The organism is Salinicola sp. LHM, from assembly GCF_034479735.1.
In the GTDB taxonomy this organism is placed as follows: Bacteria; Pseudomonadota; Gammaproteobacteria; order Pseudomonadales; family Halomonadaceae; genus Salinicola; species Salinicola salarius.
Genome location: NZ_CP140261.1, coordinates 3,705,345 through 3,719,374, shown reverse-complemented (window position 1 = coordinate 3,719,374; position 14,030 = coordinate 3,705,345). Strand labels below are relative to the sequence as shown.

Genomic DNA, 14,030 nt, shown 5'->3' with positions numbered 1-14,030 from the left:
GCATTGACAGGCGGTAGGCAGGGTGTCAGGCTTAAGAACGCTCAGGAATCGCGCTAACGATTCCTGAGCTTAACAGCAAGCCGATTGAGCCCGGCTCCTACCCTACGCAAGCAGAGCTAAGGAGGAAGTGTGTTTTACCAACACATGATCAGAAGCGCCAAATAAAAGACTTTGGTCTTTTAGCAACGCCTCTACGGCGGCTTGCTGCCGTAGAGATTCTACATGCACGACCCGTTAGGGTCGAATGCAATGGAGTCTCAATGAGTAAAGAATCGAAACGTTCCGGGCACTTTCGCTCAGCCATCGCCGCCTTTATCGAGGCACGACGCGAGGTCAAGCTGAAAGGCAAGGAAGACGATGCCGAAGCGGCCGCAAAATATGAGTATGCGGCTTGGCTGGCCGATGCTGCCCGGCGGGTCACCCAGATTCAGGCTGTCACCCATGTACTCAAGGCCTCTCACCCCGACGCACGCGGTAGCAGCTTACACGCCGAACCTGAAACATTGCCTAGCCATGCCGAAGTTGGCTCCCATCTGTTGAGGGATAGCTACTCTGAGGACATCGTCGGCAATGCGGCAGCCTTGGACGTGTTCAAATTCCTCAAACTAGAGGTGGAGAACCGTCGCCTGCTGGATTGGATGCGGGATGGCGATCCCGATCTTCGGGACGCCCTGAGTGCTGATGCCGAGCTTGCTTCCGGCTGGATGGAAGCTTTTAGCAGCCTGGTGCGCAGTAATACCGCCCCTGTCTCGCATGAAATGGCTAAGCAGGTCTATTGGTTGATTGGCAATGAGCCGGCACGCAATGATCAGTATCACCTGCTACAACCGATGTTCTCCAGCAGCTTGGCACATGCCGTTCATGCCGACATTCAGGATGCACGCTTCGGTGAAGCCAACAAACTGGCACGACAGGCCTTCCGCGCAAAAGAAACTTATAACGAAGAGTATCGTGATTATCGCAATCTCATTGCGCGCAAATTAGGCGGCACCAAGCCCCAAAATGTCAGCCAGTTAAATAGCGAACGGGGAGGGGTGAACTATCTGCTGGCATCGCTTCCTCCCAAATGGCAGCAAGAACGTAAACCAAGGCTGCTCAATCTGGATTCGGCCGTAGAGCGGTTCGCGTGGTACGAGGGAGTGCCATTCCTGCTGCGCAAATTGGCAGCTTTCCTGAAATCCGTTGCCGACAAGCCACGCAATATGGATCTCGTCGAGAAGCGCGAAGCCATCGAGCAGGCATTGGGACAGCAACTGGCCCTTTTTGCCGTATCCATCCGCGCCAGCCTTGAACCGGGCTGGACCCGAGACCCTGACTGCACGCTGCCCTTGTGCGAAAAACTGTGGCTGGACCCGGAGCGCACCGAACTTCCTCTTCGCCGCGATCCCGAGCAGGCTGATGATGACCGTGCATTCAACGCAGCTTATACATTCGGCGACTGGCCGGATGAGGTCGCCGGCCGTTTTGCCAACTGGGTCAATGAGCGGCTGCGCGAAGCCGGGCTTACGGCGGTAAGCGAAGTCGAGTACCGGCATTGGGCCAAGCAGGCCATTATTGATGCCGCCTGGCCGGTGCCTATGCAACGGCGTGCCTCCGCGGGAGGTGAAGCATGAGCACCTGCCCGAACTTCAACCATTTGCTGGTACTGCCTCGCCTGCAGGTACAAAACGCCAACGCCGTTTCCAGCCCGCTGACCCACGGCTTTCCCTCGATGACGGCCTTCCTCGGTTTGATGTGGGCGTTGGAGCGCAAAGCGCATTCGGCGGGGTTGGACCTCAAGTTCAAAGCGGTCGGCGTGGTTTGCCACGACTACCAGGAACTCGTTACCGAGAGCGGATTCGTAAAGGCTTTCCGTCTGACTCGCAATCCCGTTGGCAGGGACGGCAAGCCGCCCGGCATCGTCGAGGAAGGCCGTATCCACCTGGATCTGAGCCTGGTGCTGGCGGTCGAAAGTAACCATTGGCAAAAGGAGCCGGAAGCTCGCCAGGACGATGCTGCGGCCGTGGCGGAATTACTTGCCAGCATGCGCATTGCCGGCGGTACGCTGATACCTCCAGCCCACCCTGGGCTTCCTCGTTATCAACCCTATGTACTCGACTTGACCGGCACGGAAGCCGATTGCGATGCCATTTTCCGCAAGGCACGCATGCGCTTACTGCCCGGCTTTACCTTGGTCTCCCGCGATGACCGGCTGAAAGAACGCTTGACCGAAATGCAGGCAAATGACCCGAAGGCCAGCCCGCTTGATGCCTGGCTTTCCTTGTCGCGCATCAACTGGCATTACGAAGTAGACGAGGAAACAGGTAAGGGTAAATGGCTCAACGATCGCCGGGGAAAAGGTTGGGTCGTGCCGATCCCCATTGGTTACGGTGCACTTGGCGAACTACATCCGGCAGGCAGCGTCAGCAATGCACGTGATGCCGAAGTTCCATTCCATTTTGTTGAAAGCCTCTATTCCGTAGGCGAATGGATAAGCCCACACCGTATCCAGTCTGCCCGGCAACTCCTCTGGTACGCCGACAGCCAGCCGGAAAATGACTTGTATCGCTGCCGCAACGACTATGACCAGGCCGCTGATAGCGAAGAGCCCGCTTACCACTTCGAATTCGATCTCGACTGACTAGACAAGGAATTTCATCATGGCTAAATCCAATAATGCTTTGACAACTGCCTCCGTCCTCGCCTTCGAACGCAAACTCGACCCCTCCGATGCGTTGCTCTACGCCGGACAGTGGGCGCAACGTAGTGATCTCGATGCCTGGCAGCCGATCGAAGTCCGCGAAAAATCTGTGCGCGGCACCATCTCCAATCGCTTGAAAGCCAAGGATCAGGACCCTGCTAAACTGGACGCCAGCATCCAGAACCCCAACCTGCAGACTGTCGATGTCGCCACCCTGCCCCATGAGGCTGATACGTTGATGGCGCGTTTCACTCTGCGGGTGCTGAGCGGTGCCGGCACCCCCTCGGCCTGCAACAATGCCGACTATCAGGCCAAGTTACAGCAGACCGTAGCGGGCTATGTAAATGAACACGGCTTCAGCGAACTCGCACGGCGCTACGCCCACAACCTCGCCAACGGGCGCTTCCTATGGCGTAACCGCGTCGGTGCCGAGCAGGTTGAGGTACGCATCCGGCATATGGAGCGTGGTCAGGTTGCCCAGGAATGGACATTCGACGCGCTGTCCCTTTCGTTGCGTGACTTCGGTGATGATGGACAGACAGCCGCACTGGCACAGTTGATTGCTGATGCGCTGGGAGGTAAACGCTATCTACTGCTCGAAATCGTTGCCTTCGCGCATGTCGGTGCCGGTCAGGAAGTCTTCCCCTCGCAAGAGCTGATTCTGGATCGCGGACGCGGCGACAAGAGCAAGACGCTCTATCAGGTCAATGGCATTGCCGGCATCCACTCCCAGAAGCTGGGTAATGCCCTGCGCACCATCGATACCTGGTATCCGGCGCCGGAAGACGGCAGCGACCTTGGCCCCATCGCCGTCGAACCTTACGGCTCCGTGACTACTCAGGGCACTGCCTATCGCCAGCCGAAGCAGAAGAAGGATTTCTACAACCTGCTCGATAACTGGCTACTCAAGGATCAGGCTCCCGCCCCCGAAGACCAGCACTTCGTGATGGCGACGTTGATTCGCGGCGGTGTCTTCGGCGACGCGGGGTAAGTCATGGACCACTACATCGACATTCGCCTGCGCTCCGATCCGGATTTCCCGGAATCGATGTTGATGGGCGCGCTCTACGGCAAGCTGCATCGGGCGCTGTTTGACCTGGAAGCGAACGATATCGGCGTCAGCTTCCCTGATCACAAGATCGGTGCGCGCGCCCGTACACCAGGTGATCGGCTGCGGTTGCATGGCAGCAAGGAACGGCTGGAGCAACTGATGGCGATGCCGTGGCTCGCCGGTATGCGGGATCATGTACAGCTAGAAGCCGTTCAGCCGGTGCCCGCCGAGGTGAGCTATCGGATCGTCCGGCGCAGGCAGTTCAATACGGGCAGCCCAAGCCGGGCAAAACGCTATGCCAAGCGCCATGGCATCGAGTTCGACGAAGCGCAACGCCTGATGGAGAAGCCCGCCGAACGGCAAATCGCCTTGCCCTTCGTACAAGTCAGTAGCCGATCCAGTGGCCAGCGTTTTGCGCTGTTCATCGAACACGGCGAGACGCAGTCGCAGCCCACTGCCGGTAGCTTCAATCACTACGGCTTGAGCTCGGAAGCCACAGTGCCCTGGTTTTGACCCTTTTTTATAGAATAAATATGGGTCTTTAAAAATCAATCATTTAGCGGCATTGCTCGAAAAAGGGGAATGTCGCTTTTTTTCATCCAAAGCTCTTTAACAATCAGGACGTTATTTGTAGTAATCTCTAGTGCGCTGTCGCCCAGGCAGCTCAGAAAGTGCCGTGCGCGTCACGCACGGCGGTGATCTGGTGCGCTGTCGCCCAGGCAGCTCAGAAAGCTCAACGTCGCGCCTGGTGACGAAGCCACCGGTGCGCTGTCGCCCAGGCAGCTCAGAAAGTCGCCGAGGCGACGCCGCACCTGCATGTCGCGTGCGCTGTCTATAGAGCGACAATTACTCTGGCCGGCCGACGACAACTACTGTGACCGGTTGCCCTAAGCTTGACCGCTTGTCCCGACCCACCAGGGAGCCGGTATGGCGGTCACCAGCCAACAGGTCACGCTCTATATGTCGCAACGTCAACAAGGCCAGACCCAGGAGGTCGCCGCCGCCAAGGCCGGCCTCTCCGTCAGAACCGCTCGCCGCCTCGAACGCCGGGCCGAGTCCTCCGAGCCGCCGGCATCACGGCACTGGCGAACCCGGCCCGACCCCTTCGCCGATGTGTGGGAGACCACGCTCGTCCCCCAGCTGGCCGCCGCCCCGGGCTTGCAGGCACTGACCCTGCTGGAGTGGTTGCAGGAGCAGCACCCCGGCCAGTACCCGGACAGCCTGCTGCGAACCCTGCAGCGCCGGGTCAAGGGCTGGCGAGCCGCGCACGGCCCGGAGAAAGAGGTAATGTTCCCGCAAACCCATGGCCCCGGGCTGCGCGGCCTCTCCGACTTCACCGAGCTCAAGGGGATTGTCATTACCGTGGCAGGGGAGCTGCTTGATCACCGGCTCTACCACTTCCGCCTGGCCTACAGCGGCTGGTGTTATGTCCGGGTGGTGCTCGGTGGCGAGAGCTACCCGGCGCTGGCTGAAGGCCTGACCCGTGCGCTGGAGCGGCTTGGCGGTGTCCCCGCGGAGCACCGCACCGACAGCTTGTCGGCGGCCTTCCGCAACCTCGGCCGGGAGGCGGAAGCCGACCTCACCGAGCGTTATGCTGCCCTGTGCGCTCACTACGGCATGACGGCCACCCGTAATAACCCAGGGCGCGGCCATGAAAACGCCAGCATCGAGTCGCCACATGGCCACTTCAAGCGGCGCCTGCAACAGCGCCTGACGCTGCGCGGCTCCCAGGACTTCGCTAGCCTCGATGACTACCAGGCCTTCCTCGATGAGGTGACCACCGCGATCAACCGCCGCAACGCGGCCCGGATCACCGTCGAGCGTGGCGCGCTGCAGCCACTGCCCAGCCGGCCCGGTACCGACTACAGCGAGGTGACGGTGCGCGTCACTACCTCCAGCACCATCCAGGTGCGCAAGGTGCTCTACTCGGTGCCGTCCCGGCTGATCGGCGAGAACCTGCGGGTGCACCTTTACGATGATCGCTTGGTGCTGCATCACGCACAGCAAGCATTGCTGACGCTGAGGCGGCTGCATGCCACGCCGGAAAGCGGCCGGTTGCGGGTCATCGATTACCGCCATGTGATCGGCTGGCTGGTCCGCAAGCCCCGGGCGCTGGCGGGGCTGACGTTCCGCGACGACCTGTTGCCGAGTGCGGAGTGGCGCGAGCTGTACGCCCGGCTGACCGCCGCCTTGCCGGTCGCCGAGGCCTGCAAGCGCATCGTTGGCGCTCTGGCGTTGGCCGCCGAGCAGGACCAGGCCGAGGCGATCGCCAGTTACTGGCTGGGCGCCCTGGCGCGCGGGAAGAGCCCGACGCTGGCCGAGCTCCAGGCCCGCTTCGCCGCCACGCCGAGCGCCACGCTGGTTTTCCCCCAGGTGACTCAGCATGACATCGCCAGCTACAACCATCTGGTGCCCAGCGTGCCGACCACAGAGGTGTGCTGCCATGCCTGATGCCCAGACGCTGCCGCTGCTACTGCGACAGCTCCGCCTGCCCACCATGGCCGCCTGCTGGCCCCAGCTGGAAACCCGCGCCCGAGCCGAAAACTGGAGCCTGCCACAAACACTGGCCGCCCTATGCGAGCACGAGCTGGCCGAGCGTGAGCGACGCCGGCTGGCCCGGCACCTCAAGGAGGCCCGGCTGCCGGTGGGCAAGACGCTGGAGTCCTTCGAGTTCGACGCCATCGCGGCCGAGCAGCGCCAGCAACTGAGCGCCTTGGCCGGCGACACGCAGTGGGTCGACCAGGCTCACAACCTGCTGCTGTTTGGGCCCTCCGGCGTCGGCAAGAGCCACGTGGCGGCCGGGCTCGGGCATACGCTGGTCGACCAGGGTTACCGGGTGCGCTACGCCACCGCCTCAAGCCTGGTCCAGGAGCTCCAGGCTGCCAAGCAGGCACTGCGCCTGAGCGACGCCCTGATCAAGCTCGACAAGTACGCCGTGCTGGTGATCGACGATATCGGCTACGTCCAACGCAGCGAGGCCGAGACGTCAGTGCTGTTCGAGCTGATCGCCCATCGCTACGAGTCGGCCAGCCTGATCATCACCGCCAACCAGCCGTTCAGCGCCTGGGACAGTATCTTCCCCGACAGCATGATGGCCGTGGCCGCCATCGACCGGTTGGTGCACCACGCCACGCTGATGGAGCTGAGCGGGGAGAGCTACCGTAAGCGTGCTTATCAACGACAATTACAAGGAGGAAAAGCTGGGTCGTCGGACTGACGACAACTACCCCACCCAACCGGCCATTTTAATTGTCGCCAAGCGGCCAAAGTAGTTGACGTCGCATACGCTGTCGCCCAGGCAGCTCAGAAAATGAGCTGCTGACCCTCGACGACCGTGCAAACGTGCGCTGTCGCCCAGGCAGCTCAGAAATGGCGAATCAGCCAGTCGATGGCCTCCTCGCTGTGCGCTGTCGCCCAGGCAGCTCAGAAATGGTCGCGCAGCTCCGCGAGCTCTCGCTCGTAGTGCGCTGTCGCCCAGGCAGCTCAGAAACGCGAGCTGGGGCGCGAGCTGTCGCTGCCGGTGTGCGCTGTCGCCCAGGCAGCTCAGAAAAAGTCGTCGCTCGAGTATTACGCCGCCGTAGCGTGCGCTGTCGCCCAGGCAGCTCAGAAATGGGAGGGTCTGCGCTTTGGCGATCCGCGCACGTGCGCTGTCGCCCAGGCAGCTCAGAAACTCCAGGTCACCGATATCGAATCGCCAGATCAGTGCGCTGTCGCCCAGGCAGCTCAGAAAATCGAGCAGATAACCACTGCCGTCGAAAATGAGTGCGCTGTCGCCCAGGCAGCTCAGAAATTGCGTGCTACACCGCTGAAGCGCTGATCAATGTGCGCTGTCGCCCAGGCAGCTCAGAAAATCGAGCAGATAACCGCTGCCGTAGAAAACGAGTGCGCTGCCGCCCAGGCAGCTCAGAAAACGTGCACGCCCCGTATCCACCGGCGTGCGGGGTGCGCTGCCGCCCAGGCAGCTCAGAAAGCCAACGCTGACAGGCTTCGCCCGTACCCCGGGTGCGCTGCCGCCCAGGCAGCTCAGAAATTGATGGCAGCGAAGACGCCTTCAGCTCGTTCGTGCGCTGCCGCCCAGGCAGCTCAGAAAAACTGGAAGCCGCCTTGGCTTGAAGGCGTGCTGTGCGCTGCCGCCCAGGCAGCTCAGAAAAGTCGATCGGCTCTATCTCGTTTTTTAACGTGGTGCGCTGCCGCCCAGGCAGCTCAGAAAAGCAAAACAATGCTTAACACGGATGCGGTACGGTGCGCTGCCGCCCAGGCAGCTCAGAAAAAGTGCCCCCGTGGCGATAGACAGCCTATCTGGTGCGCTGCCGCCCAGGCAGCTCAGAAAGCCGGTGAGTTCGATGCCGTCCCAGATCAGCAGTGCGCTGCCGCCCAGGCAGCTCAGAAATTCGTCGTAAGCCAGATTCAGGGCGTCGACAAGTGCGCTGCCGCCCAGGCAGCTCAGAAAATGGAGCAGCGCGCTCAGGATGTTGATGATAGGTGCGCTGCCGCCCAGGCAGCTCAGAAAATTGTTGCGACGTAGCTGCCCATCGCCTTGACGTGCGCTGCCGCCCAGGCAGCTCAGAAATTGACAGCGGGAAGAGCGCCGCCAAAGCTATCGTGCGCTGCCGCCCAGGCAGCTCAGAAAGACCCGAAGAACTTCTATCGCGACTACTACGCGTGCGCTGCCGCCCAGGCAGCTCAGAAAGAGCGAGGCCAGCAGCGCCTCGTTACGCAAAAGTGCGCTGCCGCCCAGGCAGCTCAGAAATGCTCGGACTGCCAACGCTGGGCACTGCTGCTGTGCGCTGCCGCCCAGGCAGCTCAGAAATTGCTATTACCTAGGTCGAGCGTGATCGAGAAGTGCGCTGCCGCCCAGGCAGCTCAGAAAGTCACGTTCTCGGCGCAGGATGACTCGCCGACGTGCGCTGCCGCCCAGGCAGCTCAGAAAGGAGATCCAAGGCGACGATATCGACGAAGACGGTGCGCTGCCGCCCAGGCAGCTCAGAAATGTGGGAAAACACGCTGGAGCGCATGGACGATGTGCGCTGCCGCCCAGGCAGCTCAGAAAGTTGTGGCCATCGTGATAAGGAAGAGAAACCCGTGCGCTGCCGCCCAGGCAGCTCAGAAATTCGGCTCGCTCACTCATACCGCACCTCCGCCGTGCGCTGCCGCCCAGGCAGCTCAGAAATTATGGTCATTCACCGTGCGCACAATGCGGTCGTGCGCTGCCGCCCAGGCAGCTCAGAAAGCCGCTCGGCTTGACCTGCACGCCGATATCGCGTGCGCTGCCGCCCAGGCAGCTCAGAAATTGAGCACCTCGTCGGCGAGCTCGTTGCCGGTGTGCGCTGCCGCCCAGGCAGCTCAGAAAACCATCGGCAACCAGGCCGCGCCGGTCATCGTGTGCGCTGCCGCCCAGGCAGCTCAGAAATGGAAGAACGCCCGCTCGCACCTGTACCGCATGTGCGCTGCCGCCCAGGCAGCTCAGAAACGGGGCCGGTTCGGGCCTCGACGCCGACAAGCGTGCGCTGCCGCCCAGGCAGCTCAGAAATCGACGGACAAGGCCCAGGCGAGATACGGCAGGTGCGCTGCCGCCCAGGCAGCTCAGAAAGGCATCGCTCTGCGCGACGTAGTCGATCGCGAGTGCGCTGCCGCCCAGGCAGCTCAGAAATGATCGGCGCCGCCCTGCCCGTGGGCGTGACCGTGCGCTGCCGCCCAGGCAGCTCAGAAAGCTGGGCTACGTGCGATCGAGGGCGTCAAGACGTGCGCTGCCGCCCAGGCAGCTCAGAAAGAACGCTACGACGCGATAGCGACCGTCAAGGCGTGCGCTGCCGCCCAGGCAGCTCAGAAACGCCAGCATTACCGCCAGCTACTGCATACCCCGTGCGCTGCCGCCCAGGCAGCTCAGAAAAACTGGACGTCGACGCCCCAGCGTGCCTTCTGGTGCGCTGCCGCCCAGGCAGCTCAGAAAAGACCAGCACCTCGTATTTCCTCAATATGTAAGTGCGCTGCCGCCCAGGCAGCTCAGAAAGCCGCGATGGCCTGGCAGCAACGCTGCGCAGTGTGCGCTGCCGCCCAGGCAGCTCAGAAATCTTCCGGTTGCCGTGTCATACCCTATGTAGCGTTCGCTGCCGCCCAGGCAGCTCAGAAACCGGACATGTCGCACAACCAGCACTCGTCGCGGTTCGCTGCCGCCCAGGCAGCTCAGAAAAGAGGCTCTAAACCCGTTTCCGCGCTACGCGCGTTCGCTGCCGCCCAGGCAGCTCAGAAAGTGATGAGAATGCCAAAGCTCGATGAGGTCAGGTTCGCTGCCGCCCAGGCAGCTCAGAAAGGTGACGTCGCCGAGCCCCTCGCCGGCGCCGGGTTCGCTGCCGCCCAGGCAGCTCAGAAAAGTCTCAACCGGCAGTTATCCGACTACCAGATGTTCGCTGCCGCCCAGGCAGCTCAGAAAATTGGGCGAGCGGTACCCAGGCGTTGGATAGCGTTCGCTGCCGCCCAGGCAGCTCAGAAATCAAGGACGCGACGGCGCTGACGGGGGAGCAGGTTCGCTGCCGCCCAGGCAGCTCAGAAATTTAACCTTGCCCTGCCCCCGCTTGCTGAGCAGTTCGCTGCCGCCCAGGCAGCTCAGAAAATCGACCTGTTCGACACCATCTGGATCGTCGGGTTCGCTGCCGCCCAGGCAGCTCAGAAAAACCGCCGCCGCTGCGGCAGCGTCACCGTAAAGTGCGCTGCCGCCCAGGCAGCTCAGAAATCAGCCATCATCATCGACCATCCGATGACCGGGTGCGCTGCCGCCCAGGCAGCTCAGAAAGTCGAGGCCGCCACCGGCGGGCGCTGCACGATGTGCGCTGCCGCCCAGGCAGCTCAGAAAATTGCTCAGGGCAGGCAGCGACACGGCGGTGCGTGCGCTGCCGCCCAGGCAGCTCAGAAACAGACCGCCAAGCCGACAGCCCGCGAGCCATTGTGCGCTGCCGCCCAGGCAGCTCAGAAATTGATGCGTTCATGCCATATGGTTTCGCAGGTGTGCGCTGCCGCCCAGGCAGCTCAGAAATGATGGACACGCAGTACGGGGTCAACGGCTACGTGCGCTGCCGCCCAGGCAGCTCAGAAAGCGATAGCTGGGCGGCGCAGATCAAGGATGCCGTGCGCTGCCGCCCAGGCAGCTCAGAAATTTTCGAGCGTGCGCTTGGTGGCCTCGCAGCGGTGCGCTGCCGCCCAGGCAGCTCAGAAATGCTTGCTGAGAACGAACGCCCGCGCTTCCAGGTGCGCTGCCGCCCAGGCAGCTCAGAAAACGCTTCCCACGCGCACTGAACGTGATAAAGCGTGCGCTGCCGCCCAGGCAGCTCAGAAATGTAATGTGCCTCGCAGTAATGCAGATCAGGCGTGCGCTGCCGCCCAGGCAGCTCAGAAAATCTACGCCGCTGCCGACGGCAACCTGCAGGCGTGCGCTGCCGCCCAGGCAGCTCAGAAAGGACTATCGCGGGCGAACGCCGGTCGGCACCGGTGCGCTGCCGCCCAGGCAGCTCAGAAAGGTTAATCCCCACGTTTGCGGGGAACGGATCGTATGCTGCCGCACAGGTAGTTCAATAGCATGGCAGGGGGTATGGCGGGCAGTTGGTGCCCATCAATCCCGCTGATACTCGACTTTGTGCCAATTTATTAGCCACCTAATTAGTTGGCCTCCATAATCTCGTCATCGGTTAGGCCAAGGGGCCTGCCACGCAAACGCAGATATTGGAGTGTCATCATGAAAACTCGCATTCTCGCCGCTATCGCACTGGTCGTTGCACTGCCTGCCGCCGCTCAGGCCAACAGCGTCATGGAAGAGCGCGCATTCGCCCAACAGCACGAAGCGCTGAATACCCAGACGACTTCCGGCTATCAGTTGCTGCCGACCGACTATCGCATCGATACCGTCAGCGGTGGTCATAGCACCGCAGCCGACCATTCACTGGCCTATGTCGCGGCAGTCACGCAGCGAGCAACCGATATCGCTGGCGGCAACGTTGGGCTCGTCGGCCAGGGTCAGAGCGTGGCCGCGGCGCAGGCGCTGCAGAACGTGAACGGTGGCGCCGATGCCGGCCAGGGCAATGTCGAAGTGACCTTCGCCAGCCTCGACTGATCGCGCCATATCAACGGTTGGCGCCCGAGAGGCGGGCGCCGAGCAGCGTGTCCCTCGATTTCCCCCATACCTCCAACTTCCCCGGTCCATCCCTTGGTCCGGGGCTTTTTATGGCTGGTGTTCGGGAGCTTCGGGATGCGCTGGCGTCAATGGGAGTCTAAGGAGCTGTTCGGGTTATCGCCGACCGTTCCCTCAGCGCCTCGCGGCCGGTCGGCGATCAAGGGTCGCCGACTTTTACATACTCTTCGCGAATGGGCTGACCGGCGAAGTAGGCTTCGAGAATTTCCCGTACGCCAGCGGCGTAGCGCGCCTGGGCCGGCAGCGTCGAGCCCGAGACGTGCGGCGTCATGTTGTTGTGCGGCATGGTTCGCCACGGATGATCCTCGGCCGGCGGTTGCGGATACCACACATCGCCTGCGTAGCCGGCGAGATGGCCGCTCTCCAGCGCCTCGACCACCGCGTCGCGATCGCATAGCTCGGCGCGGGCCGTGTTGATCAGATAGGTGCCGCGCTTCATCTTGCTGATCATCTCGGCATCGACGATATGCCGGGTCTCCTTGGTCAACGGCGCGTTGAGGGTGATCACGTCGCAGGTTCTGGCCAGTTCCTCCATGTTGTCGCACCAGGTCAGGCCATGTTCCTTTTCGAGTTCCTCGGAACGGCGATGGTGCGAGTTATAGTAGAGCTCGACGTCGAAGGGCTTGAGACGCTTGAGCACGGCGAAGCCGATTCGGCCGAGCGCCAGCGTGCCGACCTTCATGCCTTCCAGATCATAGGCGCGCTTCACGCAGTCGGCGATGTTCCAGCCGCCATCGACTGCCCACTGATGGGAAGGGACGAAATTGCGCACCAGGCTCAGGATCAGCATCACTACGTGTTCGGCCACGCTGATGCTGTTGGACTGAGTGATCTCGACGACTTTCACGCCGTGCTTCTCCGCGGCGTCCATGTCGACATGATCGGAGCCGACCCCGGCGGTGATCGCCAGCTTCAGCTGCCTGGCCTTTTCCAGCCGTTTGGCATCGAGATAGGCCGGCCAGAACGGCTGGGAGATGACGATATCGGCCTCTGGCAGCTCGCGCTCGAACTCCGAATCCTCGCCGTCCTTGTCGGAGGTGACGATGAGTTCATGACCGTTGTCCTCGAGGAATCGGCGTAGCCCCAGCTCGCCCGACACGTCGCCCAGCAACTCGCCGGGCGTGAAGTCGATATGGCTCGGCTTGGGCATGGCCTGACCGTCCGGATACTTTTCGAGCTTGGGGATGTCCTCACGGGCATATTCGGTGGGGTGCCCATCGATGGGATCGTCATACAGAACACAAAGCACTCTTGCCATAGCCTGCCTACCTCCTTGTAGAGAGTGAAACCGCACGCTGACTTTCAGTCGGCTGTCTTCATGCGGTCTAGATAGGCAGCGTAGAAAAGGATGGCGGGATTGATACACGCGCAGCGCGTAAAACAGGATTCAAAATGTATCTCGGTCAATAACCGGATACGACTGAACCGATCGAGCCGGAACCGCCAGTGATCGGCGATGGAGCCTATCGCTATCCCGCCCTACGCCTGGAGTGAATCGCTTCGAACGCCGGGCGCTCTGCCGCCAAGGCAGCGCGAAGTGGCAAGACGCTGACAGCGAGCCGCTATCCATCAATCCCGCTGATACTCGACTTTGCACCAACTGATTAGCCACCTAATGAGTAGGCCTCCATAATCTCGTCATCGGTTGGGCCAAGGGGCCTGCCACGCAAACGCAGATATTGGAGTGTCATCATGAAAACTCGCATCCTCGCCGCTATCGCACTGGTCGTTGCACTGCCTGCCGCCGCTCAGGCCAACAGCGTCATGGAGCAACGGGCATTCGCTCAGCAGCATGAAGCGCTGAATACGCAGACGACTTCCAGCTATCACGTGCTGCCGACCGAGTATCGTGTCGACACCGTCAGCGGTGGTCATAGCGTCGCAGCCGATCGCGCTCTGGCAAGCGTCGAAGACTCGACCCGGCACGGGACGCATCTCCTTGGAGGCAATGGCGAACTCGTCGGTCAGGGTCAGAGTGTTGCCGCGGCCCAGGCGCTGCAGAACGTGAGCGGTGGCGCCGATAGCAGCGGCCATGGCAATGTGGAAGTGACGTTCGCCAGCCTCGACTGATCGCGCCGTATCAACGGTTGGCGCCCGGGAGACGGGCGCCGAGCAGCGTC

Annotated in this window: 9 protein-coding genes and 1 CRISPR repeat array; of the genes, 8 read left to right on the top strand and 1 reads right to left on the bottom strand. The window is 61.9% G+C overall.

From position 1 onward, the window contains the following. Window positions 1-260: 260 nt before the first annotated feature. From csy1 to R5R73_RS16880, 7 genes are all read left to right on the top strand, one after another. Window positions 261-1,613, top strand: a complete 1,353-nt coding sequence (gene csy1, locus R5R73_RS16910) for a type I-F CRISPR-associated protein Csy1 (RefSeq protein WP_071230851.1) — start codon at window positions 261-263, stop codon at window positions 1,611-1,613. After that, window positions 1,610-2,620 (top strand): type I-F CRISPR-associated protein Csy2, encoded by a 1,011-nt coding sequence (gene csy2 / locus R5R73_RS16905; protein ID WP_071230850.1) that lies wholly within the window; start codon window positions 1,610-1,612, stop codon window positions 2,618-2,620. Before csy1 ends, csy2 begins: the two co-directional genes overlap by 4 nt. A gap of 19 nt (window positions 2,621-2,639) precedes the next feature. Then, window positions 2,640-3,671 (top strand): type I-F CRISPR-associated protein Csy3, encoded by a 1,032-nt coding sequence (csy3, locus tag R5R73_RS16900; RefSeq protein WP_071230849.1) that lies wholly within the window; start codon window positions 2,640-2,642, stop codon window positions 3,669-3,671. A 3-nt stretch (window positions 3,672-3,674) separates the two neighbouring features. Next, window positions 3,675-4,244, top strand: a complete 570-nt coding sequence (gene cas6f / locus R5R73_RS16895; protein WP_322528128.1) for a type I-F CRISPR-associated endoribonuclease Cas6/Csy4 — start codon at window positions 3,675-3,677, stop codon at window positions 4,242-4,244. Between the two features lie 414 nt (window positions 4,245-4,658). Beyond that, window positions 4,659-6,182: an IS21 family transposase gene (istA, locus tag R5R73_RS16890; RefSeq protein WP_416221188.1), complete on the top strand. Its 1,524-nt coding sequence runs from the start codon at window positions 4,659-4,661 to the stop codon at window positions 6,180-6,182. Continuing rightward, the gene (gene istB / locus R5R73_RS16885; RefSeq protein WP_322527534.1) at window positions 6,175-6,948 is read left to right on the top strand and encodes an IS21-like element helper ATPase IstB; all 774 of its coding nucleotides are present in this window, start codon (window positions 6,175-6,177) and stop codon (window positions 6,946-6,948) included. The genes istA and istB overlap by 8 nt, the downstream gene beginning before the upstream one ends. A gap of 65 nt (window positions 6,949-7,013) precedes the next feature. Beyond that, window positions 7,014-11,241: a CRISPR direct-repeat array (repeat unit 28 nt; unit sequence GTGCGCTGCCGCCCAGGCAGCTCAGAAA). Window positions 11,242-11,457: 216 nt separating this feature from the next. Further along, window positions 11,458-11,832: a hypothetical protein gene (locus R5R73_RS16880; protein ID WP_071230847.1), complete on the top strand. Its 375-nt coding sequence runs from the start codon at window positions 11,458-11,460 to the stop codon at window positions 11,830-11,832. Between the two features lie 217 nt (window positions 11,833-12,049). Here R5R73_RS16880 and R5R73_RS16875 read toward each other — a convergent pair whose 3' ends face one another. Beyond that, complete coding sequence (locus R5R73_RS16875; protein WP_071230846.1) at window positions 12,050-13,168, bottom strand: NAD-dependent formate dehydrogenase; 1,119 nt, start codon at window positions 13,166-13,168, stop codon at window positions 12,050-12,052. 434 nt (window positions 13,169-13,602) lie between these two features. On the opposite strand from R5R73_RS16875, the gene R5R73_RS16870 reads away from it, so the two are divergent. Further along, window positions 13,603-13,980 carry a hypothetical protein gene (locus tag R5R73_RS16870; RefSeq protein ID WP_322528127.1) on the top strand — a complete coding sequence of 126 codons (378 nt, stop codon included), beginning with the start codon at window positions 13,603-13,605 and terminating at the stop codon, window positions 13,978-13,980. Window positions 13,981-14,030 lie beyond the last annotated feature (50 nt).